Source organism: Paenibacillus sp. (genome assembly GCF_035645235.1).
Classification (GTDB): Bacteria; Bacillota; Bacilli; order Paenibacillales; family YIM-B00363; genus Paenibacillus_AE.
In genome coordinates this window covers 32,389-57,842 of record NZ_DASQMZ010000075.1, presented here as the reverse complement: position 1 = coordinate 57,842, position 25,454 = coordinate 32,389, and the positions used below count along the sequence as shown (strand labels likewise).

20 protein-coding genes are annotated in these 25,454 nt (G+C 63.8%); 14 read left to right on the top strand and 6 right to left on the bottom strand.

Going from position 1 to position 25,454, the window contains the following annotated elements; all coding sequences use genetic code 11:
* Positions 1–452 precede the first annotated feature (452 nt).
* Together VEZ38_RS07190 and VEZ38_RS07185 are read left to right on the top strand one after the other, a co-directional pair.
* Complete coding sequence (locus VEZ38_RS07190) at positions 453–890, top strand: DUF1641 domain-containing protein (RefSeq protein WP_324892663.1); 438 nt, start codon at positions 453–455, stop codon at positions 888–890.
* A 14-nt stretch (positions 891–904) separates the two neighbouring features.
* The gene (locus VEZ38_RS07185) at positions 905–2,089 is read left to right on the top strand and encodes an NAD(P)/FAD-dependent oxidoreductase (RefSeq protein ID WP_324892662.1); all 1,185 of its coding nucleotides are present in this window, start codon (positions 905–907) and stop codon (positions 2,087–2,089) included.
* Between the two features lie 168 nt (positions 2,090–2,257).
* Here VEZ38_RS07185 and VEZ38_RS07180 read toward each other — a convergent pair whose 3' ends face one another.
* Positions 2,258–2,443, bottom strand: coding sequence for a DUF2524 domain-containing protein (locus VEZ38_RS07180; RefSeq protein WP_324892661.1), 186 nt, complete (start codon positions 2,441–2,443; stop codon positions 2,258–2,260).
* A 276-nt stretch (positions 2,444–2,719) separates the two neighbouring features.
* On the opposite strand from VEZ38_RS07180, the gene VEZ38_RS07175 reads away from it, so the two are divergent.
* The 4 genes from VEZ38_RS07175 to VEZ38_RS07160 all read left to right on the top strand — a co-directional run bounded on the left by VEZ38_RS07175 (position 2,720) and on the right by VEZ38_RS07160 (position 7,005).
* On the top strand, positions 2,720–3,844 hold the full coding sequence (locus tag VEZ38_RS07175) for a sugar ABC transporter substrate-binding protein (protein WP_324892660.1): 1,125 nt from the start codon (positions 2,720–2,722) through the stop codon (positions 3,842–3,844).
* Positions 3,845–3,972: 128 nt separating this feature from the next.
* Positions 3,973–5,466 (top strand): sugar ABC transporter ATP-binding protein, encoded by a 1,494-nt coding sequence (locus VEZ38_RS07170; RefSeq protein ID WP_324892667.1) that lies wholly within the window; start codon positions 3,973–3,975, stop codon positions 5,464–5,466.
* Positions 5,463–6,434 carry an ABC transporter permease gene (locus tag VEZ38_RS07165; protein ID WP_324892659.1) on the top strand — a complete coding sequence of 324 codons (972 nt, stop codon included), beginning with the start codon at positions 5,463–5,465 and terminating at the stop codon, positions 6,432–6,434. The genes VEZ38_RS07170 and VEZ38_RS07165 overlap by 4 nt, the downstream gene beginning before the upstream one ends.
* A 31-nt stretch (positions 6,435–6,465) precedes the next feature.
* Positions 6,466–7,005, top strand: a complete 540-nt coding sequence (locus VEZ38_RS07160) for a DUF1697 domain-containing protein (protein WP_324892658.1) — start codon at positions 6,466–6,468, stop codon at positions 7,003–7,005.
* Positions 7,006–7,068: 63 nt separating this feature from the next.
* Here the strand turns inward: VEZ38_RS07160 and VEZ38_RS07155 are convergent, their stop codons facing one another.
* The 3 genes from VEZ38_RS07155 to VEZ38_RS07145 are packed head-to-tail and all read right to left on the bottom strand — an operon-like array spanning position 7,069 to position 8,779.
* Positions 7,069–7,548 carry a DUF2269 family protein gene (locus VEZ38_RS07155; protein ID WP_324892657.1) on the bottom strand — a complete coding sequence of 160 codons (480 nt, stop codon included), beginning with the start codon at positions 7,546–7,548 and terminating at the stop codon, positions 7,069–7,071.
* Between the two features lie 27 nt (positions 7,549–7,575).
* Complete coding sequence (locus VEZ38_RS07150; protein ID WP_324892656.1) at positions 7,576–8,289, bottom strand: hypothetical protein; 714 nt, start codon at positions 8,287–8,289, stop codon at positions 7,576–7,578.
* 28 nt (positions 8,290–8,317) lie between these two features.
* Positions 8,318–8,779, bottom strand: a complete 462-nt coding sequence (locus VEZ38_RS07145) for a cupin domain-containing protein (protein WP_324892655.1) — start codon at positions 8,777–8,779, stop codon at positions 8,318–8,320.
* A 142-nt stretch (positions 8,780–8,921) separates the two neighbouring features.
* Between VEZ38_RS07145 and VEZ38_RS07140 the strand changes: the two genes are divergently transcribed.
* Entirely contained in the window at positions 8,922–10,949 is a 2,028-nt protein-coding gene (locus tag VEZ38_RS07140; protein WP_324892654.1) for a LuxR family transcriptional regulator, read from the top strand.
* A 62-nt stretch (positions 10,950–11,011) separates the two neighbouring features.
* Here VEZ38_RS07140 and VEZ38_RS07135 read toward each other — a convergent pair whose 3' ends face one another.
* Positions 11,012–11,341 carry a helix-turn-helix domain-containing protein gene (locus tag VEZ38_RS07135; protein WP_324892653.1) on the bottom strand — a complete coding sequence of 110 codons (330 nt, stop codon included), beginning with the start codon at positions 11,339–11,341 and terminating at the stop codon, positions 11,012–11,014.
* A gap of 141 nt (positions 11,342–11,482) precedes the next feature.
* Between VEZ38_RS07135 and wrbA the strand changes: the two genes are divergently transcribed.
* Entirely contained in the window at positions 11,483–12,097 is a 615-nt protein-coding gene (wrbA, locus tag VEZ38_RS07130; RefSeq protein ID WP_324892652.1) for an NAD(P)H:quinone oxidoreductase, read from the top strand.
* Between the two features lie 86 nt (positions 12,098–12,183).
* Here the strand turns inward: wrbA and VEZ38_RS07125 are convergent, their stop codons facing one another.
* The gene (locus VEZ38_RS07125; protein ID WP_324892651.1) at positions 12,184–13,647 is read right to left on the bottom strand and encodes an MFS transporter; all 1,464 of its coding nucleotides are present in this window, start codon (positions 13,645–13,647) and stop codon (positions 12,184–12,186) included.
* A gap of 179 nt (positions 13,648–13,826) precedes the next feature.
* Here VEZ38_RS07125 and VEZ38_RS07120 point away from each other — a divergent pair, with 179 nt between their 5' ends.
* The 6 genes from VEZ38_RS07120 to VEZ38_RS07095 all read left to right on the top strand — a co-directional run bounded on the left by VEZ38_RS07120 (position 13,827) and on the right by VEZ38_RS07095 (position 25,430).
* Entirely contained in the window at positions 13,827–14,198 is a 372-nt protein-coding gene (locus VEZ38_RS07120; RefSeq protein ID WP_324892650.1) for a winged helix-turn-helix transcriptional regulator, read from the top strand.
* Between the two features lie 112 nt (positions 14,199–14,310).
* A complete protein-coding gene (locus VEZ38_RS07115; protein WP_324892649.1) occupies positions 14,311–22,605 on the top strand; it encodes a GH36-type glycosyl hydrolase domain-containing protein in 8,295 nt (2,764 codons plus the stop codon).
* Positions 22,606–23,080: 475 nt separating this feature from the next.
* Positions 23,081–23,362 (top strand): hypothetical protein, encoded by a 282-nt coding sequence (locus VEZ38_RS07110; protein WP_324892648.1) that lies wholly within the window; start codon positions 23,081–23,083, stop codon positions 23,360–23,362.
* A 242-nt stretch (positions 23,363–23,604) separates the two neighbouring features.
* Positions 23,605–24,027: a zinc ribbon domain-containing protein gene (locus VEZ38_RS07105; RefSeq protein ID WP_324892647.1), complete on the top strand. Its 423-nt coding sequence runs from the start codon at positions 23,605–23,607 to the stop codon at positions 24,025–24,027.
* A 5-nt stretch (positions 24,028–24,032) separates the two neighbouring features.
* Positions 24,033–24,344, top strand: a complete 312-nt coding sequence (locus VEZ38_RS07100) for a TfoX/Sxy family protein (RefSeq protein ID WP_324892646.1) — start codon at positions 24,033–24,035, stop codon at positions 24,342–24,344.
* Between the two features lie 324 nt (positions 24,345–24,668).
* Positions 24,669–25,430 carry a phytanoyl-CoA dioxygenase family protein gene (locus tag VEZ38_RS07095; protein ID WP_324892645.1) on the top strand — a complete coding sequence of 254 codons (762 nt, stop codon included), beginning with the start codon at positions 24,669–24,671 and terminating at the stop codon, positions 25,428–25,430.
* Positions 25,431–25,454 lie beyond the last annotated feature (24 nt).

The following is a 25,454-nucleotide window of genomic DNA, read 5'->3' as shown; positions in this document are numbered from 1 at the left end:
CCGTGAGGGGTTGGATAGTCGGAGAAAATCCGACTATATCGCCGCCGCGGGCCGTGAGGGGTTGGATAGTCGGAGAAACTCCGACTATCTCGCCGCCGCGGGCCGTGGAGGGTTGGATAGTCGGAGAAACTCCGACTATATCGCTGCCGTGGACCGTGGAGGGCTGGATAGTCGGAGAAACTCCGACTATCTCGCCGCCGCCGGCCATGGAGGGCCCCGGGAACGATATTCCTTCTCACCCCTATAAAAATGATTTATGTGATAATTTTCACATAACTAATGCGAGCGCAGCAGTTCTGTAATAGAATAACCTCAGGCTTGAGAAAGCAAAGATTCGGCGCATTCGAGGGCGCAGGAATGTGAAGTTTTTCACAAACAAACAAAACTTTACAGGGGCGGTCGAACGAACGGCGAGGCGGCGGATCTACATACAACAAGGGAGTGGAGTAGCCATGGAAACAAGCGTGCTCAACGCGGAGCAGGCGGCGGCATCGAAGCCGGAATTCGCGCTTCGGCCGGACGTATTGGAGCGGTTGTCGAGACCGGAGGTGCAGGATGCGCTCGTCGCGCTCGCAGACAACTTGCCGAAGCTGGCGGAGCTGTCGACGTTGCTGACCAAAACATACGACTTGGCGCAGAAGGTCGCTACCGACCGGGTGCTGATCCAAGATACGATCGGCGGCCTGCAAGAGGTGTTGAAGCCGATCGAAGAGAAGGCGAAGTTTATCGCGTCGGCGGCCATCGAGGCGACCGATCGGGCGGAGACGCAAACCGAGACGATCGGCGTGTTCGGTCTCTTGAAGCTGCTGAAGGATCCCGAGCTGCAGCGGATGCTGCGCATCGGCCAAGCGTACTTGGACATCGTCGGCGAGCGAAAGAGACAGGGGTAGGGGGCGAAGAGACTATGAGCAAACAGAAGCATATCGTCATTCTCGGAGCCGGCTACGGCGGCTTGCTGAGCGCGTTGTCGGCCCGCGAGCGTCTGACCGCGGAAGAAGCGAAGATTACGGTCGTCAACAAATTCGATTCGCATCAGATCATTACCGAGCTGCATCGCCTCGCGGCGGGCAACGTGTCCGAGAAGGCCGTCGCGCTGCCGCTTTCGAAGCTGTTCAAGGGCAAAGCGATCGACGTGAAGATCGGCGCCGTGGAATCGATCGATCCGGATAACCGCAAGGTGGCCTTGGAAGACGGAACGTCGTACGGCTATGACGTTCTCGTGCTCGCCCTCGGGAGCGAGACGAATTTCTTCGGCATTCCGGGCCTGAAGGAAAACAGCTTTACGCTGAAGTCGGCGGCGGAGGCGAACCGCATCTTCGCGCATGTGAAAGAGCGGCTTCGCGCGTACCGCGTCTCCAAAAACAAGGCGGACGTCACGTTCGTCATCGGCGGCGGAGGGCTGACGGGCACCGAGCTCGTGGGCGAGCTCGCGGACGAACTGCCGGGCTACTGCCGGGAGGCGGGCGTCGACTTCGAGGACGTCTCGTTATATCTCGTCGAGGCGATGCCGACGATTCTCCCGATGTTTTCGCCGGAGCTGATCCAGCGCGCGGTGACCAGCTTGGAAAACAGGGGCGTTAAGTTTCTGACGAGCCTGCCGATCACCGAGGTGAACGGCTCCGTCGTCACGCTGAAGGACGGCCGCACGATCGAAACCAATACGCTCGTATGGACCGGTGGCGTGCAGGGGCATACGCTCGTCGCGAATTGCGGCATCGAGGTGAATCGCGGCCGCGCATCGGTCAACGAATACCTCCAATCGGTTTCGCATCCGGACGTATTTCTCGCCGGCGATTGCGCGGTCGTGTTCGGACCCGAGGGACGGCCGTATCCGCCGACGGCGCAGCTCGCGTGGCAGATGGGCGAGCTCGTCGGCGCCAACATCGCGGCGAGCTTCCGCGGAACCTCGATGCGCCCGTTCGCGCCGGTCTTCTCCGGCACGCTCGCGAGCCTCGGCCGCAAGGACGGCATCGGCGCCGTCGGCGAGAACGGCATCGAGCTGAAGGGCGCGCCCGCGTCGCTCATGAAGAAGGCGAGCAACGCGCGGTACTTGTCGCATATCGACGGTTTGTTTGCTCTAGCGTACTAATCGGCATAACAGCACCCTGCTTTCTCGGCAAGCGAAGAGCCGCATCCGTCGTCGCGACTGCGACGCGGAGCGGCTCTTCCCGTGCGCGTGGAAGGAAAGAAAGGGGCCGCCCGAAAGCAGCTAGCGGTCTCGGATCGCTGCGTTCGGACAACCCCTCGCGTCATCGCGTCAGCGGATGGCGCATTTGTTGCGGATGAAGGCGATTTGATTTTCCAGCCGGTTCATCGCCTCGATATCGCCCTTCGACGGTTCGTCCCCGGCGCCCGACTTCATTCGGTCCAGCTCGGCGAGCAGCCTCGGCAAGTCGTCGCCGGCGTTCGCGCAATCGTAATTGCTTTCCAATTGGTCAAGCATGCAGCATCCTCCTCGCGGATTTCGGATTATTTGCTCTTCGGGGTATGGCTCTTCCGGTCCGACGTGCGCGTGCGCGTGTTTTGCAAGGCGTGCCTTGCTGCTTGGCCATCGCGGCATCCCTCCTTCCCGTCGGGATACCTGTATTGTTCGTGAATCGGAAAAGGGCTATGCAGTCGCGAAAACGACTTCGAAAACGCGTTCCTATAAATCTATTGACGATTTTTTGAAAATCCGATAGGATTACTCGTAATTGAAAAACATGGGGGTAAAGAGAGTATGAACATCAAGAGAAAGTTCGGGTATTTGACGACGATCGTCCTCGCATCCAGCATCGCTTTGACCGCCTGCGGCCAAGACGGCACGAGCGGATCGGGCGGCGCAGCTTCGGGCGGCAACGCAGCGGTCGACAATCTTCCGGCGGCGCTCGCCGAGAAGGGCGACATCAAAATTAACGTCATCCGCAAAATCGGCGGCGACGATCATACGGCGCAGTTCCTCGCGGGCGCCAAGCAAGAGGGCGAATCGCTCGGCTTTACGGTCGACACGTTCACGGCGAACGGCGACACGGCGAAGTTCCTCGACGCGCTCGACCAAGCGGCGAACGGCGACTACGACGGCGTCGTCATCTCGCACGGCGACGACCCGGCGACGGTCGAAGCGGTGAAGAAGCTGACGGACAAGGGCATCCCGGTCGTCGCGTTCGACTCCGTCGGCGACTTGTCGTCGGTCGAGGGCGTCACGCTTACGTCGCAGGACGACGAGGCGCTCGCGCAATTCGCGCTCGATCAGCTCGTGAAGGAGCAAGGCGAAGAAGCGAAGATCGTCTACCTGTGGGTCGACGGCTTCCCGCCGATGGTGCGCCGCAATACGGTGTATCAAGCGACGCTGGCGAAATACCCGGGCATCAAAGAACTCGAACGCTTCGGCGTCGCGAACGCGAACACGTCCGTAGAGACGCAGAACGCGGTCGCCGCGATGCTGGCGAAATATCCGAAGGGCGAGATCGACGCGATCTTCGCGACGTGGGACGCGTTCGCGAGCGGCGCGGCGCGGGCGCTCGTCGAGGCGGGCCGGACGGAAATTAAGATTTACGGCATCGACGTCTCGAACGCCGACCTGCAGCTGATGCAGGAAGAAAACAGCCCGTGGGTCGCCACGGCCGCGGTCGATCCGAAGATGATCGGCGCGGTAAACCTCCGCCTGCTCGCCAAGAAGCTGGCCGGCGAGGAGACGCCTGCGACGTACAACCTCGAAGCGGCGCTGATCGACCAAGAGACGCTGAACAAGTCCGCCGAGCCGGTCAACATGGTTACCCTCGCGGATATTATTCCGGGCTGGGGCACGACGGACGCGTTCCTCGAGGATTGGATGAAATCGCTAAAAGAAGCGAACGCCAAATAACGATAGAATCATGATATAATAGAGCATTGAATATCGAAGCGCCCTTGTCCCTGCGGATGAGGGCGCTCTATCCTGTTCGGAGCGGTAGGTGTATATCCTTGAAAGACTCGAAGTCTAGCATCTTAGAGATGACCGGCATCTCGATCGCGTTCCCCGGCGTACAGGCGCTGCAGGACGTCGACTTTCGCGCGGAGACCGGCCGCGCCCATGCGCTTATCGGCGCGAACGGGGCCGGCAAGTCGACGCTGATGAAGGTGCTCTCCGGCGCATACAACCATTACGCGGGCGACATCCGCATCGACGGGACCGTCGCTCGCATCCGATCCCCGAAGGACGCGAAGGAGCTCGGCGTACAGATCGTCTATCAAGAGGTGGACACCGCGCTCGTACCGAGCCTCTCCGTCGGCGAGAACGTCATGCTTGAGCGTCTCGCGCACGACATGGACGGGCGGCAAATCGTCGATTGGGCGGCGCTGCACCGCGACGCGGGAGCCGTCCTAGAGCGGCTGCGCGTTCGCATGCCGACGCGCAGGCTCGTGCAAGAGCTGACGCTCGCGGAAAAGCAGATGGTGTTGATCGCGCGCGCGTTATCGAGGAAGTGCCGATTTCTCGTGCTGGACGAGCCGACGGCGCCGCTCAGCGGCGCGGAGACGGAGCGGCTGTTCGCGCTCGTGCGGCAGCTGAAGGCCGAGGGCGTCGGCATCGTCTTCATCTCGCACCGGCTGCCGGAGCTTTACGAGATCTGCGAGGATATCACGATCATGCGCGACGGCAAGCTCGTCCTGCGCGACGAAATTCGGAACCTGACGCAAGCGCAAGTCGTGGAGCATATGCTCGGCGCCAAGCTCGGCGGGCAGTTTCCGAAAAAAAACACCCGAACGGTCGGCGACGTGCGGTTCGAAGCGAAGGGCGTTCGGGACGGCGACAAGGTGAAGGGCGTCGACCTTGCGGTGCGCGCGGGCGAAATCGTCGGCATCGCCGGGCTCGTCGGCGCCGGGAAGACGGAGCTGTGCCGCGCGCTGTTCGGCGCTTCCGACTCCTCGTCCGGCGATATGACGCTAAACGGGCGCAAGCTGCACGTCCGCTCGCCGCACGAGGCGGTGAAGGCAGGCCTCGCGCTCGTGCCGGAGGAGCGCCGCCGGGAAGGCGTGTTCGTGGACGAGTCGGTCGCGGCGAACTTGACCGCGGCGACGCTGTCCCGCTTCACGTCGGGCGGCCTATGGGTGAGCGCGCGCAAAGTGAAAGAAGCCGCCCGCGGCCTGATCGAGCGGCTGGGCGTCAAGACGCCGAACGAGCAGGCGAAGGTGCGCAACTTGTCGGGCGGCAATCAGCAGAAGATCGCGATCGGCAAGTGGCTGCTCGCGGATGCCGAGGTGTACGTCTTCGACGAACCGACGAAAGGGGTCGACGTCGGGGCGAAGCGGGACATCTACGAGCTCATCGCGGCGCTCGCCGCGCGCGGAAAGTGCATTCTATACGCCTCTAGCGAGATGTCGGAGATCGTTGGGCTGACCGATCGGGCGTACGTCATGTACGACGGCGCGATCGTGAAGGAGCTGGACATGCGGCAGGCGGGCGAGGAAGAGTTAATGCTGTACAGCACGGGAGGGACGCTATCATGAGTACGGCGGGACATCGCTTTTTCGAATGGCTTTATAAATACGGGACGCTGGTCACGATCCTGCTGCTGATCGCCGTGTTCGGCGCGGCGACGGACAATTTCCTTAGCGGCTCTAACATCGTAACGATCCTTCGATCGATCTCGATCGTCACGATTATCGCGATCGGACTCACCGTCTCGCTCGCGGTCGGCGGCTTCGACTTATCCGTCGGCTCGACGGCGTCGCTCGCGAACGCGATCGTCATCTCGATGTTCGTCTGGTACGGCCAGATGACGGGCGTCGGCATCGCCGTCGCGCTGCTGTTCTGTCTCGTCGTCGGACTCGTGAACGCGTTCCTCGTCATTAACTTTAAAATTCAGGACATGCTGATGACGCTAGCGACGATGTTCGTGTTCCAGGGCGTGGCGCTCACGTATTCGAGAGGGGCCACGATCTCGGAGAATATGATTTTGCCGAGCGGCGACTTCGCGACCGGCGACATCCCGGATGCGTTCGGCAAGCTCGGGCAGGTGCCGTGGATCATCCTGATTATGCTGCTCGCCGTGCTTACGGTGCATCTGTTCCTTACCTATACGAAGCATGGCCGCTACCTGTACATGATCGGCGGCAACCCCGAAGCGGCGAAGCTGTCGGGCATCGCGGTCGGCAAGTACCGCCTTGTCGCTTACCTGATCTCGGCGCTGTTCGCCGGTATCGGCGGCATCGTGCTCGGCGCGCGCGTCATGAACGCCGAGGTGAACGCGGGCGGTCCGTACTTGATGGACGCCGTCGCCGCCGCCTTCATCGGCTTCTCCGTCCTCGGCGCGGGCAAGCCGAACGCGTTCGGCACGTTCGCCGGCGCGGTGCTGATCGGCATCTTGTCCAACGGACTGATCATGCTGTCCGTGCCGTATTACGCGATGGACATCGTGAAGGGCTCCGTGCTGGCGGTCGCGCTCGCGATCACGTATTACAAGCGAAGACATTAGGAACGTTTTCCGGAAAAGGGGGCTCCCACGCATGACCGGGTACATCGCGCTATTGCGGGGCATCAACGTCGGAGGAAATAACGTCGTGAAGATGGCGGAGCTGCGGGACGCGCTGGCGCAGGACGGCTTCGCGCGGGTGCGCACGTACATTCAGAGCGGGAACGTCTTGCTGGAGGCGGACGAGGACGAGGCGCGCGTGCGGGAGCGGGTCGAAGCCGTCGTCTCGCGGATGCTCGGCGGCAAGCCGATGGACGCGGTCGTGCGGTCGTTCGCGGAGCTGGAGCGGCTGATGGCGGAATGCCCGTACCCGGTCGACGCGCCGGAGGAGGGCAAGCGCGTCATGTTCGCCCTCCTGCAGGAGCCGCTCGCGGCGGACGCGCTGGCGGCGGCGCTCGGCGGCGTCGAGACGGACGACGAATACGAGGCGCGGGGGCGGGACGTGTATTTTCGTTTTCGAGGCAACGTGCTGGAGTCGCCGCTCGGCGAGCGCATGATGAAGCTGGGCGGCAAGCGGACGACGACGCGGAATTGGAATACGATGAACAAGCTGTTGGAGCTGTCGAGGGAATAAGCGGCCCTCATGCGGAAACCCCCGCTCGCGAAAGGTGCGAGCGGGGGTTTGTTTGCCGTCCGGCTACCAGAGCGGCGTCGTCGGCTTTAAGATCATAAGCAGGAACAGCGCGACGGCCAACGCGTGGGCGACCCACAGCGACCCGCGGGCGCTCCGAAGCGACGCTTCGATCGACGGGGGGACGTCCGAGCCGCTCCGCCCGTCGCCGTCGCCGCGTTTCCACTCGACCGCGGGCTTCAGCTGCCGTCCGGCGACGCCGACGACGACGATTTGGATGAGCACGAACAAGGCGAGCGAACCGGCCAGCCACAGCTGCCCGAACCCGCCGTAATCGTATAACGCGACGAGCAATATGCCGCTGAGTACCGCCAAGGGGCCGCCGACCTTCGGGAACCGCTCGGCGACGCTCATGAGCGCCAGCGAGTGGCGCAGCTGCGCCGGCGTCTGCCCGGCGCGAATGAGCGCGTGCAGCAGGAAGGTCGGCCCGATGCCGATCAGCGCGGACAGTACATGGATCGCGACGAGCGTTTGCAACCAAAACATGTTTGACGATCCCCTCTCCTGTACCTCTTACTGGATCTGCTGCTGCTCCGCGTCGGAGATGAAGTAGAGGTGAATATCGTAATGAGGCGTCTCGAAGCCCGGATGTCCGGCCGGCTGGAATTCGACGTCGACCTGTACGACCGACGGCGAAGGCACGCCCTTCATGCCCTTCAAGTTCACGTGGTTTTTACCCGATTCGAAATCGTTCTGATCGATCATGTACTCGAGGAATACGAGCCTGCCGTTATGGACGCCGTAGAACGGCCCGATCGGCAGCTCGCCCGCCTGCGGGTTGCCCCAATGCTCGCCCATCGCCGGCACCGTATCGGATACCTTGATCGACCCGGCCGGCAGCGCCAGGACGTAAATTTCGTTGCGGGATGCGTCGTGCGTGACCTGCTGCGCGCCGACGGCCGCGGCCAAGTCCCGCACCCATGCGGTCGGCACGCCCTGCGCCATGCGTACGTTCGGAACGGTTTTCCCGAACAATACAGCCTCTTTGTTCCCGTTCTTCAGCTCGAACGAAGCGTCGAACAGCCCGGCGAACGCCTGGATCGACACGTACATCTTTCCGTCCGCCGTGACGTGATTCGCCTCCGACGATACCTCGACGCCGTTGACGACGACCGTCAGCGTCTCGTGCTTCGCCGCGGCGGCCTGGGGAACCGTGCCGTGGGCGGATGCGCCGCCGCTCCAAACACCGAATAACGCGATAGATGCGATAAGCCACTTTTTCATCATGATTGTTTCTCTCCCTCTCTTTTAAAAATTAAAATACGATGCCGTACTTCGCCGCTTCCTCGACCATGGCGCGAATTTGTTCTTCGCTCGGCGGCCCTTGCGGCGCGGGCGGCACCGCGTCCGGATCGGCCGGCGTCCCGTTCGCGAGGAAAAATTGCTCGAATCCGGCCGGGAAGATGCCTACCAGCAGCCTAGCCTGCTCCGACTCGACGCGGTAGGCGTGCTTTACGTCCTTCGGCAGGTACACGTACGTGCCCGCCGTGGCGCGAATCGTCTCGTCGCCGACCTGCACCGTGATGTCGCCTTCCAGGACATAGTAATGTTCGTCCTCGTTCAGATGCGTGTGCGGCGGCGTGTCGGCCCCTTTCACGAGCAAAAACTCGATCAGCGAAAACCGGTTCCCCGTATCCGCGCCCTGCAGCAAGAACGTCGCTCGGGTGCCGAGCGAAAAATACGTATTGCCGGCCTCTCTTCTTGCGTGGCTTTTCAAATCCCATACCTCCTCGGAAAAAGTCGTCGGAATTTCGTTCCGTTCCTCAAGGTACCATCCTTCCGGGGGCGGTGAAATTATCCTATAATATAAAACGACCCTATACTTTTGTATAATTCGTCGATTCAAGGGGGACAGAGGCATGTCCGAAACCGGCACGGGCTTTCAGATCGGCGCCTTCGAACGGAAGTTCATGGCGGGCAGGCGAGAAGAAATCGATCGATTCCGCCGGCTGTTGTCCGGGGCGTCGCCCGAGAAGCGATTAATTAATATTTACGGTATCGGCGGGATGGGGAAGAGCTTCCTGCTGGACGAATACCGCCGGATCGCCGAAGAATCCGGCTTCCGCTATCTCTTGCTGGACAGCCGGGATTTTCTGCATACGCCGCAGTCGCTGTGCGCCCGGCTGAGCAGGCTGCTGGAGGGTCCGGACGCCGGGCCTCTCGAGGTGGAGGAGGACGCGGCGCGTTCGGCGGCCGATGCGATTCGCCGCCTGAACGCCGCCGCGGCCGACCGGCCGACGGTGCTCGCCTTCGATACGTATGAGGAGCTCGGGGCGCTCGACGAATGGATTCGCGAGCAATTTTTGCCGCGGATCGACGCTTCCGTCTTGTTCGCCGTAGCGGGGCGGTATCCATTGCAGGGCGCTTGGAAGCTGTCGCCGGCCTGGCGCCAGATGATCCTATGGACGCCGCTGACCGAGCTCGCGTTCGACGACGCGAAGTCGTATTTGGAGAGCCACGGCATTCGGGACGACGCGCGAATCCGGGCGATCTGGAACAAGACGAGAGGCCACCCGCTGTCGCTGTCGCTCGCCGCGCACGCCGCGACGGTCGGAGAGGAAGTACGATTGCAGGACGAGGAGGTGTTCCCGTTCGTCGCCGGCGAATGGCTTCGGGAAGTGCCCGGGCCCGAGCTTCGTTCGCTCGTCGAAGCCGCCGCGGTGCTCCGGCACTTCAACCAAGAAATCCTTAGCTTTGCGGCGGATCGACCGGTGACGGCGGAGCAGTTCCACGAGCTGGTCTCGCTCTCGTTCGTGCGGCGGGTGTCCCGCGGGTGGATGCTGCACGATCTCGTCCGCGCGGCGGTTTCCGAAGAGCTTCGGACGCGGGCGCCGGAGACGTTCAACGCCGTCTGGAGACGAGGGGCAGCTTATTTCTATCGGGCCGTCGGGCGGAGCGCGGGCTTGACTCGGGGAGCGGGCTGGGAAGCCGCGGAGGCGTTTTATTATGTGGGCGATCACTTAATCCGCAAATTTTTTTATCAGACGGCTTCCCCGCATGCGTTCGAGCCGCTGGACGAGTCGAACGCGGCAGAGGCGGAGGCGTATTTGGCTCGACGCAAGGCGTCTCCGAAGGAAGCCCGCATTCCGTACGCGGACCCGGAGACGGGCGCGCCGAAAGAATTCGTCATTACCCCCGAGCAGAGCTTGTTTCCGGTCAAACATCTGCATCTGGCGGAGCTGCGCGCGCTGCATCGCGTACAGATTCGGCTGCTGCGAAAGCCGTCGGGCGAGCTGGTCGGCCTGTCCGTCGTCATTCCGATCCACGAGAAGACGTTGGATTTCTTGCTGGATAAACCGTTGTCCTCTGCGTATTTCCGCAGCTTGGACAAAGGGCAACTGGACGCCATGCGCGTGCCGGCCGACTCCCAATACGGCTTGTTCGTCTACGGCATCGACGTCGCGGATTTCGGCGACGAGGCGCTGCGGGCGGACGCGGGCCTGCATTTCATTACGCTCATGCTGACCGGCGGCTTTATCGCCGGTTCGCCGCCGCCGCTGCCGTTCTTCCGCGAGGTGCATCGCCGGCTCGGCTGCGAGACCGCGGAGGCGGTCCATACCGATTACGACGGCCGTACGCCCGCGTACACCTATTACCTGGACACGAGGGGGCCGCGGCTGCATGAATATCTTCGCAAGACGATGGCGCAGCTCGGGCTCGACGCGCCGCCCGAGCCGGGTCCTCGAACCGAGGCCGACTTGTCCATGCTCACGGAGCGGGAAGCCGAGATCGTCGCGCTCATCGGCAAAGGGCTGAAGAACGCGGACGTCGCCTCGCGGCTGTTCCTCAGCGAAATTACCGTAAAGAAGCATCTTACTTCGATCTTCCACAAGCTGGGCGTCTCGAATCGAACGCAGCTCGTAAGCAAGCTGTTCGACCGCGAGTGAACGACGAAGAAGAGCAGGCTACCGAGAACGGCAGCCTGCTCTTCTTCGTTGTTTGATGAAAATTATCGCGCTTCCAGCCCGCTCCGATGGCGATTCCCCCATTGCTGAAGCGAATCGACGAGCGGAATCGCGCTGCGGCCGTGCTCCGTCAGCGCATATTCTACCCGAGGCGGAACCTCCGCGTAGACGGTTCGCTCGACAAGATGATGTTCTTCGAGCTCCCGCAGGTTGGCGGTGAGCATCTTTTGCGTAATATCGGGGATGAGCCGCATCAACTCGTTGAAGCGGATCGTCTCATGCTGTGACAACAAATACAAGATCGACGGCTTCCACTTGCCGCTGATGACGTCCAAGGCCGATTTCGCGCCCTCGCATTGCCCCATTCGCTCCATCGCGATGTCCCTTCTTTCCTGTCGATGGTTTCCTTGAGGATACTATACCACTTTAAAGTGCGTACTTTTCAAGCTTTTTTTCGATCTTCATAATACACCTTGTGCTCCATAAAAAATATTTGATGAAGAGGTGCGGTTTTCATGTCCAACATTAATCTTGCGGTCATTTATTACAGCTCCACCGGCACGAATTATACCTTGGCCCAGTGGGCGGCCGAAGGCGCGCGCGAGGCGGGAGCCGAAGCGAAAATCGTGAAGGTGCCGGAGCTGGCGCCGAGCTCGGTCGTGCAATCGAATCCGGCTTGGGCTTCGCATCTGGAGGCGACGAAGGACGTGCCCGAGGTCGCCTTGTCGGACATCGAGTGGGCGGACGCGATTATCTTCAGCGTGCCGACGCGCTTCGGCAACCTGCCCGCGCAGATGAAGCAGTTCCTCGATACGACCGGCGGACTGTGGTTCCAGGGGAAGACGGCGAATAAAGTCGTCAGCGCGATGAGCTCCGCGCAAAACCCGCACGGCGGCCAAGAGGCGACGATCTTGTCGCTCTACACGACGATGTACCATTGGGGCGCGATCGTCGCGGCGCCGGGATACACGGACAGCTCGGTGTTCGCCTCCGGCGGCAACCCGTACGGGACGAGCGTCACCGTCGATCAGAACAACAAGATGATCGACGATGTGAAGGCGGGCGTACTGCATCAAGCGCGGCGCACCGTCGAGGTCGCCCGCTGGGTCAAGCAAGGCCTCGGCCGATAACGCGAACGAAAGCCCTCGACTTCCTTCCGGAAGTCGAGGGCTTTTCCGTTGCGCGTTCCGCTCGGTTCAACCGCGTTCCGCTCGGTTCAACCGCGTTCCGCCGCGTTCGCCGGCGTCGTTCCGGCGTGCGGCTCCCGCTGGGGCCCCGGCTGCGGCTCTGCCGCCTGGCGCTTCATCAGCAGCGCGACGGCCGCGAAGCCGAGCGCGAGGAAGGCGAACGAGCCGAAGAACGCTGCTCGGAACCCCTCCACCTCGGCGAGCGCCGCGTCGACGCCGCTCCCCGCCAAGTCGGAGACGCGCATCTGCGCGACGAGCGTCAGGCTTGCCATGCCGATCGCCGAACCGACGGGAATGGCGGTGTTCCACACGCCCGAAGCGAGGCCTTGCTCTTGCGGCGCCGCCCCTGACGTCGCCGCGATGACGGCCGCGACGATGATCGTCGCGACGCCGAGCCCGACGAGCAACGTGCCGGGCAGCACCGCGGTCCAATATCCGCCCTCCGGTCCGATGCCCGTCAGCAGCGCGAAGCCGGCCCCGAACGAAAGCATGCCGCCGATCAATACCGACTTAGCGCCGTATCGGCGAACCAGCTTCTCCGTCGCGCCCGCGGCGAACAAGACGACCAGCGAGTGCGGCAGGAACGCGAGGCCCGTCAGCAGCGAGCCGAGGCCGAGCGCGTTTTGCAAATACAGCGTCAGGAAGAAAAACATCGGGGCGATGATGGCGCCGAATACGGCGGTGGCGAGGTTCGCGCCGGCCGCGGTACGATTGCGGAAGAAGCGGAGCGGCACGAGCGGATGCGCGGACCGCCCCTCGATGCGAACGAAGGCGGCGAGTACGAGCGCCGCGGCGGCCAGCAGCCCGAGCACGGGCGGAGAGTACAGGCCGTAGCGCTCCGCGAGCGACAGCGCCAGCACGAACAGCGACAAGCCTGCGGTCGCGGTGATCGCCCCCGGGACGTCGAGCGGCTGACGAAGCCGTTCGTTGCGCGGAAGCAGCACCGGCGCAAGCGCGAGGAAGGCGACGCCGATGGGCACGTTGACGTAGAAGACCGCCTGCCACCCGAGGCTGTCCGTCAGTACGCCGCCCAAGATCAGGCCGAGCGAAAACCCGACCGCGTTGACGGCGCCGACGATGCTGAGCGCCTTATTTCGCTCCCTGTCTTCCGGGTATAAGACGGAGACGAGCGAGATGATCGACGGCGCGGTCAGCGCCGCTCCCAGCCCTTGCAGCGCCCGGGCGGCGATGAGCGTCCCGGTCGTAGTCGCGAGGCCCCCGAGGATCGAAGCCAGCGTAAAGACGCTCATGCCGACGATCAGCAGGTTGCGCATCCCCCATAAGTCGCCCGCTCGCCCTCCGAGCAGCATAAAGCCGCCGAATAATAACGTGTACGCCGTCACGACCCATTGCAGTTCCATGGTCGAAGCGCCCATGTCGCTTTCGATCGCCGGCAGCGCGACGTTCACGATCGACGTGTCCGTCAAAATCATCGTTTGGGCCGCGCACAACAAGGCTAACGCCGCGGTGCGGCGATGACGCTGTGTTGTCATGTTTTTCTTCCCCTTTCGGTTCTATATAGGATTTCTGTTCGATTATCCGTTAGGCGCGGGGGGCTGAAAAGTACGCTCTTTTTTCGTCCTTAGTACGAAAAAAGGGACTCTACCTTTTCGACGGCGATTTTGGAATAATAACGATATAAGAATGCGAACGGAGAGAAGGGGATGGACGCATGCCGCAACAAGGCGGGAATTCGTTGGAGACGAACGGCATCGTGGCGACGCTGCAGGCGATCGGCGGGAAGTGGAAGCCGCTGATTTTGCATTTTCTCATCCGGGAAGGAACGATGCGCTTCGGCGAGCTGAAGCGCAGGCTTCCCGGGGTAACGCACGGCACGCTGTCGGTACAGCTCCGGGAGCTGGAGGGCGAGCGGCTCGTCGAGCGCATCGCATACCCCGAGGTTCCCCCGAGGGTGGAGTATTCGGTAACCGACTACGGGCGGACGCTGGAGCCGGTGCTGGCGGTCATGTGCCGCTGGGGCATCGACCATGCGAACGGCGGAGCCTGCGGCTCCGAACCCGATCGGGATAGGGAAGGGAATTAGCGTTTCGCCGGCGTTCGACGATTTTTTTCCATATTCTTGTCATAAAATGCCTCCAAATGAGGAATGGTAATGAAGTTCACTTTTTTACCATCCTGCTCGTTTGGAGGTCTGCATGTTTTTGAACGACGAACAGATGAGGCAAGAATCGCATAAGCTCGCCCTACAACACGACCCCTTCATGAAGCGCACCTCGTCCTCTCGCGTGTGGGACGGCATCGAGTCGGATCTCGACCGGCTGCGCGACTTCGTCAAAACATTGCATGAGGACCGAGGCACCTGCACCCAGCCGGCCGAGGAGTGGCTGCTCGACCATGCGGAATTTATCGAAGCCGAAGCGCTGTCGATCCGGGAGGAACGCTCCTCCTCGCTCGTAAGGGCGTTACCGTACATAAGCAAGAAGGGTCAGCTGCGAGTTTCCGCGATTTGCTCCGCCTATTTGGAGCACACGGACGGACAATGGAACGAGGAATCGTTCGTGTCGTTCGTAAATTCGTATCAGGAAGTGTCCGTCCTGAAAATCGCCGAGGCGTGGGCGATTCCGCTGTTTTTGAAAATCGAAATCATTCGCCGGCTGGCGGAGCTGATGGAGACCGTACGCGAGCGGCGGGCGATCTGCAAGCTCGTCGAGCGGGTGCTCGCCGGCATCAAGCCGTCCGAGCTGACGGCCGAACGCTTGAAGACGGCGCTCGAGGACGCCGGTCAGCAGATGCCGCTGTCCGGCGCGATGACCGTGCACCTCGTGCAGCATTTGCGCGAGCACGCGGAGGATATGGCCAACGTCGGCGAGTGGCTCGTCTGCAAGCTCGAAAACGGCCCGGACAGCTTGGATTCGATCCTCTCTTACGAATTCCAGCTGCAAGCGGCGTATCAAGTGACGACCGGAAATCTGATGGGCAGCCTGCGGCAGCTGTCCCGCCTGCGCGGCAACGAGATGTTCGAGCGGCTGTGCCTCGTGGATCATACGCTTCGGGGCGAGAAGGCGGGCGACTACCCCCGCATGGACGACGCGAGCCGGGATACGCTGCGCCGGCGCGTCGAGAAGCTGGCGCTCCGGCTGCGCGTCCCGGAAAACTTGGCCGCGACGCAGGCGGTCGAGCTGGCGAACGCCGCATACGAGGCGGAGGGTCCGGGCTCCGAGGCGCGGCCGCGCTCTCGCCGAACGAACGCCGCGTATTATTTGCTCGAGGCGGACGGGATCGCGGAGCTGCGCGAGGCGCTCAAGGCTTGCGGCAAGACCGGCTCCCTGCCGGAGCACCGGCTGCTGCGCCGTCCGACGCGGACGTACTTCCGCCTGCTCGGGGCGACGTTCGCGGCGGCGCTGGCGCTGCTCGCCGTTTGGACGAGCGCCGGCGGCGCCGGGTGGACGCCGCTCGCCTGGGCGGCGGCGCTGCTCGCGCTGGCGCTGCCCGCGAGCGAGTGGGCCGTCGCGGCGGCGCATTGGCTGATCGAACGGGCGAAGCGGCCGGTGCGCATGCTTCGATACGACTTCTCTCAAGGCGTGCCGGCGGAGGCGTCGACGATCGTCGTCATCCCCGTCATCTGGTCGACGATCGAAGAGGTGAAGGGGATCGTCGATCGGCTCGAGCTGCATTACTTGGCGAACCGCGATCCGAATCTTCGATTCGCCGTGCTCAGCGACTTTAAGGACGGCGCGGCGGAAGAGGAGCCGCAGGACCGGCTCGTGCTTAAGGCGGCGCAAGCCGAGATCGAACGGCTGAACCGGACGTATGCCGAAACGTCGTTTTATTTGTTCCATCGCCGGCGCATCTGGAACGACATCGAACGGGTATGGATGGGCTGGGAGCGCAAGCGAGGCAAGCTGGTCGAATTCGTCGAGCTCTTGAAGGGCCGCAAGGATACGACGTACAGCTTCGTCGTCGGCGACGTCGCCGCCCTCGAAGGCGTCCGCTACGTCATTACGCTGGACGCGGACACGCAGCTTCCGCTCGAAAGCGCCAAGCGCATGATCGGCGCGATGCACCTGCCGTATAACCGGCCGCGCCTGAACAATACCGGCACGCGCGTCGTCGAAGGGTACGGCGTGCTGCAGCCTCGCATCGGCATGAGCCACGAGAGCGTGCAGCGCTCCCGGTTGGCCGCGCTCTGGTCGGGCGACCCCGGCATCGATCCGTACGCGTTCGCGGTATCGGATCCGTATCAGGACGCGCTCGGGCAAGGCATCTTTACCGGCAAAGGCATTTTCGACCTGGAGGCGTTCCACGCCGTTCTGTGCGATCGCATTCCCGAAAATCGGGTCTTAAGCCACGACTTGCTCGAGGGGGGCTTTCTGCGGGCGGGTCTTCTTTCCGACATCGAGCTGATCGACGACCATCCCGCCACGTTCCGCGCGCATCAGAAGCGGCTTCACCGCTGGGTGCGCGGCGACTGGCAGCTGCTGCCGTGGCTCCGGGCGAAGGGCTTCGACCGGCGCGGCGAGCTCGTCCCGATCGACCTGTCGGCGCTCACGCGCTGGCAGATCGTCGATAACCTCCGCCGCAGCCTCGTCGCGCCCGGGTTGTCCGCGGTCCTGCTCTTGGCGCCGGCCTTGCCGGGCTCGACGCTCCGCTGGTACGCGGCGGTGCTCGCGACGCTGCTCCTGCCGGTCTTCCGGCAGCTGCTCGCGCCGCTCGCGATCGTTCGCCGGCCCAGCAGCCTCGGGGTCGCCTTCGGTCACGCGGCGGTCGCCTTGATCACGCTCCCGTATCAAGGCGTGCTCATGCTGGATGCGATCGTGCGCACGCTCTATCGGCTGTTCGTCTCGAAGCGGCGTCTGCTCGAATGGGTGAGCCAAGCCGAGGTGGAGCGGAGCGCCGCCCGCGGCGCTTCGCCGCTGGTCGGGCTCGGCGCCGGCGCCGCGGTCGCGCTCGCGACGGGGGCGGCGGCCGTCTGGGGCGGCGGCGGGACGGTCGTCGCGGCCGGCTTCGCGCTTACGGCGCTCTGGCTGGCCGCGCCGCTCGTCGTCCGCTGGCTCGATCGTCCGCTCTCGCAAGAGACGGTGGCGTTCACCGACGCGGAGGAGGAAGAGCTCCGCGCGCTCGCCCGGGATATCTGGACGTTCTATGAGGACTACGTGACGGCGGGGGACAACTGGCTGCCGCCGGACAACGTGCAGATCGAGCCGGCCAATGGCATCGCGCACCGGACGTCGCCGACGAACATCGGGCTGTACATGACGTGCGCGGTCGCGGCGCGGGATTTCGGCTTCATCGACACCGAAGGGCTCGTCGAGCGGTTGGAGCGGACGGTCGAGACGCTGGAGCGGATGGAGAAGTGGGAAGGCCACTTGTACAACTGGTACGACACCGAGACGCTCGCGCCGCTGCACCCGATTTACGTTTCCACGGTCGACTCCGGCAACTTCGTCGCCTGTTTGATGGCGGTGCGGGAGGGGCTTACGGAATGGCTGCAAGCCGAGCTCGCCGGGGGCGGGACGACGGACGCGGCGGGGGGCGGCCAGCGGCTGCGCGACGACGCGTTCCGCGTGGCGTTCGCCGAAGAGATCGCGCCGAACGCGGGCGCGCGCGGCGGCAAGAAGAGCGAGGCGCTGGCGGAGCGCGGCGGCCGCTTGGCCGCGCGGCTGAACGCGCTCGCGCATTGCACGAACTTCCGGCCGCTGTTCGACGCGAAGTCGAATTTATTTTCGCTCGGGTATCACGTCTCCCGCCAAGAGCGGGACACAGTGCTCTACGACTTGATGGCGTCCGAGGCGCGGCAGGCGAGCTTCGTGGCGATCGCCCTCGGCCAAGTATCCGTCTCGCATTGGAACGCGCTCGGCCGCACGATGACGAAAGCCGCCGGCCGGCCGACGCTGCTGTCCTGGTCCGGCACGATGTTCGAGTATTTGATGCCGTGGCTGCTGATGCGCACGTATCGGAATACGGTATGGGACAGCACTTACAAGGCGGTCGTCGGGCGGCAGATCGAGTACGCGCGGCAGCGGAACGTGCCGTTCGGCATTTCGGAGTCCGGCTTCTTCGCGTACGACCATCAGCTCAATTACCAGTACCGCGCGTTCGGCGTGCCGGGCCTCGGTTTTAAGCGGGGCCTCGAGGAAGATTTGGTGCTGGCGCCGTACGCGACGGTCATGGCGATGCCGTACGCGAAGCGGGAAAGCCTCGCGTCGCTGAAGCGCATGGAGGCGCTCGGGGCGCGCGGGAAGTACGGCTACTACGAGGCGCTCGACTTTACGCCGAAGCGCATGCCCGAGGGCAAGAAGCATGTGGTGATCCAAAGCTTCATGGCGCACCACCAAGGCATGAGCTTCCTAACGCTGTCGAATCTTCTGCTCAAGCGCACGATGATCGACCGGTTTCATCGCGACAAAGAGGTGCGCGCGGCGGAGCTGCTGCTGCAGGAGCGGCTGCCGGCGAAGCCGGCGCTCATCAAGCATCCGGCGCTGCGCCGGGTGCACGAGCCGCACGAACGGCTCGCCCCGGATCCGGCGGAGGTGCGCGAGTATACGACCGCGCTGACGCGGACGCCCGAGGCGTGCGTGCTGTCCAACGGCACCTTCACGACCGTCGTCACCAACGCTGGCACCGGCTTCAGCCGGTATGAGGAGCGGGCCGTGACGCGTTGGCGCGAAGACCCGGTCAAAGATCCTTGGGGTTCCTACGTCTACGTTCGGGACGTCGCTTCGGATCGGTTGTGGTCCGCCTCTTACCAGCCGTGCAGGACGGAGCCGGACGAGATGCTCGTCTCCTTCGAGCTGGAGCGGGCGTCGTTCGTCCGGGTCGACGGGGACGTGCGCACGACGATGGAAATTTGCGTCTCGCCGGAGGCGAACGCGGAGGTGCGCCGGCTGACGCTCGCCTGCCTCGGCGACGAAGCGAAGGTGCTCGAGGTGACGACGTTCGCGGAGCTGTCGCTTGCCCATCCGATCGCCGACGACGCGCATCCGGCGTTCAGCAAGCTGTTCGTTCGCACGGCGTTCGACGAGGCGACGGGCTGTCTGGTCGCCGGGCGCCGTCCGCGCGAAGCGAAGGATAAGACGCTGTGGGCCGCGCATACGCTCGCCGTCGCGGAAGGCGCCTCGCTCGGGCCGGTCGAGTTCGAAACCGACCGCGCCGCCTTCGTCGGCCGCGGACACGGCCTCGCGGAACCGCAAGCGATTCGCACGCGTCTCGCCGGAAAGGCGGGCTCGGTGGCCGATCCGGCGTTCGTGATGCGCCGCCGCGTCCGCGTCGAGCCGGGCAAGCCGGTGCGCCTGATCGCGATCACCGCCGTCGACGGGACGAGGGGAGGCGCGACGAGCGCCGCGGTGCGCCTGGCCGGAGGGCCGGAAGCCGACCGCGCCTTCCGAATGGCATGGAACCGCACGCGCATCGAGCTGCGCAACTTGCATCTATCGCATAAGGAAGCGGTGCTGTTTCAGAAGCTGGCGGGGCAGGTGTTGTATACGCCGCCGCTTCGGGGCGATCGGGCGGAGCGCATTCGCGGCAACGCGAAAGGACAATCCGGCCTCTGGGCGTTCGGCGTCTCCGGGGATCGTCCGGTGGCGCTGGCGAGCATCGACAACCGCAGCCAGCTGCCGTTCGTTCTGCATTTGCTCACGGGCCACGAATATTTGCGCCGGCTCGGACTTTCGTTCGACCTGGTGCTGCTGAACGAATCGGCCGGCGGCTATTACCAAGAGCTGCAGGATGCGCTCCAACGCGCTGTCAAGCACGGCGTCGACCGGTTCGGCGCCGGCGCCGCCGGCATTCATGTCATCCCGGCGAGCACGCTGCCGGAAGAGGGCCGCACGCTGTTGTTCGCCGTCGCCCGCGTCGCGCTGCGAGCCGGCGGGCCGAGCCTCGCCGCGCAGCTGCGGCTGCCGCGGACGGAGCCGGCCGACGCGTGGCCGGCGCCCCTCGAGCCGCTGCCGGTCGAAGCCGCCGGCCGCGCCCGGCCGGCCGAACGCGCCGCGCCGCCCGCGGAGCCGCGGGCGGAGCAGCTTCGCTTTGCCAACGGGTGGGGCGGCTTCACCGAGGACGGGAAGGCGTACCGGATCGTGCTCAAGAACGGCAACTACTTGCCGGCGCCGTGGATCAACGTCTTGGCGAACCCGCGCTTCGGCACCTTGGTTTCCGAGCTCGGGACCGGCTATACCTGGTGGCGGAACAGCCGGGAATGCAAGCTGACGCCGTGGTCGAACGACCCGGTGCTGGACCCGCCGACGGAGCTCGCTTACGTGCGGGACGAGGAAACCGGGAGCAGCTGGACGGCGACGCCGGCCGCGGGCTTTCGACCAGCCGACGGGTCCCCGCCGCCGCCGTACGTCGCTACGCACGGCCGGGGCTTCAGCCGCTTCGATCATGCGCGCGACGGGCTGCGTCAGGAGACGACCGTCTTCGTGCCGCTCGAGGATCCGGTGAAGATCGTAAAGGTGCGCGTTCGCAACGAAGGCGCCGCGCCGCGCCGCCTCTCGCTGACGTATTACGCGGAATGGGTGCTCGGCGTGCAGCGCCACGCCAACGCGACGTACATCGTCACGGATTGGGACGCGGAAGCGCAAATTTTGACGGCGCGCAACGCGTATCAAGAGACGTTCCGCGAGGCGACCGCGTTCCTCGGCGTCTTCGAGGGCGCCTCGACCGCGGCGCGGAAGCCGGCGCCGCCGGCCGAACCGGAGCTGTCGTGGACGGGCGACCAGCTCGAATTCGTCGGGCGCGTCCGCGGCGCGGAGCGTCCGGCGGCGCTGGAGCGGAAGCGGCTTTCCGGCCGCACGGGCGTCAGCTACGCTTCTTGCGGCGCCGTGCAGCGGAAATTCGAGCTCGACGCCGGCGAGTCGCGGGACATGTACGTCCTGCTCGGCTGCGCGGCGTCCGCCGAGGAAGCGGCCGCGCTGGCGACGAAATACGCGGACCCGGCCGTCTGCGAGCACGCCTTCGCGGAGGCGGCCTCGTTCTGGGACCGGACGCTCGGGCAAATCGAGGTTCGCACGCCTTCGCCGGAGATGGATACGATGCTGAACGGATGGCTGCTGTATCAGTCGCTCGCGTGCCGGATGTGGGCGCGGACGGCGTTTTATCAAGCCGGCGGGGCGTACGGCTTCCGCGATCAGCTGCAGGATTCGCTCGCGATGCTGCATACGATGCCGGAGCTGACCCGCAAGCAGGTGCTCATTCACGCCGCCCATCAATATGAAGAGGGCGACGTGCAGCATTGGTGGCACGAGGAGACGGAGCGCGGCATTCGAACGCTGTTTTCGGACGACCTCTTGTGGCTTCCGTACGTCGTCTCCCGGTACGTCGAGCATACCGGCGACGAGACGCTGCTCGCGGAGACCGCGCCGTTCCTGACGAGCGAGCCGCTGCGGGAAGGGGAGCACGAGCGGTACGAGGAGACGCGCCGCTCCGGCAACGTAGGGACGGTGTACGAGCATTGCGTTCGAGCGATCGAAAAGGCGCTGTCCCGCGTCGGCACGCACGGCCTGCCGCTCATCGGCGTCGGCGACTGGAACGACGGCATGAATCTCGTCGGCGACGAAGGACGCGGCGAGAGCGTGTGGCTGGCATGGTTCTTATGCGACGTGCTGCGGCGCTTCGAGCCGATGGCGGCCTCCCGCGGCGAAACGGAGCGCGCCGAGGCGTATCGCGCGGCCCGCGAAAGATTGGCCGAAGCGGCCTCGTCGCACGGCTGGGACGGGCAGTGGTTCCGCCGGGCGAGCACGGACGAAGGCACGTGGCTGGGCTCGATCGAAAACGACGAATGCCGCATCGACGCGATCGCGCAATCGTGGTCGGTCATCTCGGGCGCCGCGCCGCGGGAGCGGGCGGCGCAGGCGATGGCTTCCTTCGACCGCGAGCTCGTCGACCGGGAGTTGGCCGTCGTGCGGTTATTGACGCCGGCGTTCGACAACACGGAGCCGAGCCCGGGCTATATCCAAGGGTATCCGCCCGGCATCCGGGAGAACGGCGCCCAGTATACCCACGGCGTCTTGTGGAGCATTATGGCGTGGGCGCAGCTCGGGAAGGGCGACAAGGCGTTCGAGCTGTTCCATATGCTGAACCCGATCAACCATACGCGCACGGAGCAAGAGGTGCGCCGATATGTCGGGGAGCCGTACGCGGTGGCGGCCGACGTATACACGGCCCCGCCGCATGAGGGGCATGCCGGATGGACCTGGTATACCGGCGCCTCCGGCTGGATGTATCAGGTGGGCGTCGAGTGGATCCTCGGCATCCGCCGCCGGGGCGATCGGTTATACCTCGACCCGCAAATCCCGTCCGAATGGCCGGGCTACGAGGCGACGTACCGGTTCGGGGAGACGCGGTATCGCATCGCGGTGCGGCGCCGCCCAGCCGGGGAGCCGGCGGCGGCTCCGCAGCTGACGGTCGACGGCCATCCGGCCGCGCCGTCGGACGAGCCGTTCGTCGAGCTGCGGGACGACGGCATCGAGCGCGACGTCGTGTTAATTATTTAGCGTGCAATAGGGACGACCTTCGACCGGAACGCCGGGCGGGGGTCGTCTTTTATTTCGGTAGGGTCGTCGGTATGGGCGCGCCTCCTCTAGTGCAGGTCGTAGGTTCCCAATCGCCGGGGCCTTCCGGTACGTCGGGCGGAAACGGGGGGAGTTAGCGGAGAACTCCGGTAAGTCGGCGGAAAGACGGCGGAAACGGGGGGAGTTAGCGGAGAACTCCGGTAAGTCAGCGGAAAAACGGCGGTAACGGGGCGAGTTAGCGGAGAATTCCGGTAAGTCGGCGGAAAAACGGCGGTAACGGGGCGAGTTAGCGGAGAACTCCGGTATGTCGGGGGAAAAACGGCGGTAACGGGGGGAGTTAGCGGAGAACTCCGGTACGTCGGCAGAAACGCCCCGACCTTGCCTCATCCGTACATGAAACGCCGGGCGCCGGAATACCTTGTAGTACCCGATGCAACGAAGAAGAGGAGGTACGACGTTGGCAGCGTGCGACCCGTGGAAGTATACGAGCGTGACCCCGGAGGTATTCCGAACGCTCCGTTCAATGGCGCAGAAGGAAGGTTTTCATATCCCGAATGCGCCGTCCGGCGAGTTTTCGATCCGCAAAGCGGGCGTGACGGTACAGTTTCACTTTACGTGGAACCAAACGACCGGCGCGCTGAAGTTAACTTGTCTAAAGAAGCCGCAGCTTATCGGCTGCCCGATGGTGAAGAGCATCGCCGACCAGATCGTCCGGCAAAGCGGCGGGCGTCCCGCGTAAACGGCCCGGCGCCGGCGGATGGACGCGGCGGGCGTCCCGCGGAACGGCTGGCCCGGCGCCGCGTTACGCGGCCAAGTCGTCCCGCAAAACAGGCGCTCCCGCAAAAAACTCGGAGCACCCCATCGTCCCGCCGCCGGCGGCGGAGGCGTATGGGGTGTTTCGGCGCCTAGACCGAGGTCCGATTGACAACGGCCTGCCCGCCTTCCGATAATGGAGGAAAGAGCGAATGAGGAGCGAGGCCGATGGACTTACTGAAGAAGTTGAAGTCGGGCGCGTCCAAGGCGGCCGACGTCGCGCAGCAGACGGTCGAGATGACGAAGCTCGCCGCGCAGGTGACGGTCCGCAAGCGGGAGATCGATAAATATTTGAATTTGATCGGGCAGGAAGTGTACGAAGCGCGCGCGGCCGGCGATCCGTCCCTCGCGGAGGCGCGCGTGGCGGAGTGGTGCGGCGTCGTCCGCGACCTGAAGGAGACGATCGCGACGCTGGAGCGGCAGATGCGCTACCTGCGCAACGAGAAGGCGTGCGTCTGCGGCAAGGCGGTGCCGGTCGACGCACGCTTTTGCCCGGCGTGCGGCCGCCCGCAAGTTCACGAATCGCGCGACGTGATCGAGCTCGACGCGGACGCCGGTCCGGAAGGCGGCGTAGGCGCCGGCGCGAGGTAGACGGCATGATCGGAGCGAACGGCAAGCGAATTCGGAATATGGGCGACGTCGGCGCCCGGTGGCTCGCGAGCGTCGGCATAACGACGCTGGAGGAGTTGGCGGCGGTCGGATCGGTCGAGGCGTATTGGCGTATCCGGGAGAAGCACGACGGCGTCAACATCGTCGCCTTGTACGCGATGGAAGGGGCGCTGCTCGACATGCATTGGAACGAGCTTCCGCCGGAGGTGAAAGACGCGCTGCACGAGCAGGTCGGCTATCGGCCGAAGACGAAGCGAACGAAGGTCGGGTCTAGACCGGACGGGACATCCCGGATGTAGGCGCGTCCGCTCGAAGGGAACGCGTCCGCTCGAAGGGAACGCGTCCGCGATCATCGGCCGCCTCGACAACAACCGGGGCACCCGAACAGCCTCGTCGTATGTTATTTTCTTCATGCGAAACCCGCAAAACGGACACTTTGAGAAAAGTGACCATTTTGCGGGTTTTTTTGCGTTTTCAAAAATCGGGGGGCCCCCGGACAATCGATCGGAGATCAGACCGGAAAAAAAGCATACTTATTCCGTAATCGAGAGAAGTAATGAATTGGCCTCCCATATACAATGGTTGTAGACCTACCATCCTGTATTCGAAGGGGGACATCAGCTGTGTCGCAGGGAACGGAAAGCAGGCTGTCGGCGGAGGAAGCGGACCGATATTGGCAGGATGGATATCTGTTATACAGAAAACAATTGTTCGGACCGGAGAAATTAAGGGAGCTAACGAGCATTTTCGAGGAACAGTGGGAACAGGTCGGAAGACGATTGAACAGCGAGTTGGATACGCCGCACTTCCGCGACGAGAGGCTCCTGAAATTTCTGCTCAGCGAGGAAGTGCTCGACTTGGTCGAGCCGCTGATCGGGCCCAATATCGGTCTATGGTCAAGCCATTTTATCTGCAAGGAGCCTTACATCGGCAAGCAAACGCCCTGGCATGAGGATTCCGCCTACTGGAACGGTCGGGTCAGCAGCTTTGACAAGATTGTGACCGTATGGCTGGCGATCGATCGCAGCTGGAAAGAGAACGGATGCATGCGCGTGATTCCCGGTACGCACACTAACGGGTTCTCCGAATATGAACAGGTAGACGAGAATGATAATATTTTCAGCACCGAAATTAAGAGCGCGGACGAAAGCAAAGCCGTCTATTTTGAACTCGAGCCCGGCGAATGCTCCTTGCACGACTCCCGGATCATTCATGGCGCCGCGCCGAACAAAAGTCCTTACAGACGCTGCGGATATACCATGCGTTACTTCTCGACGGAATTAAAGGTATATCCGGAAATGAACCCGAACCATAAGATCTGGCTGGCCCGGGGAAAAGATATAGCGGGAAATCCGTTTGCCAACGTCCAGTCGTTGAATAATTAGAAGCCGTCCGGATCGAACGGTCGC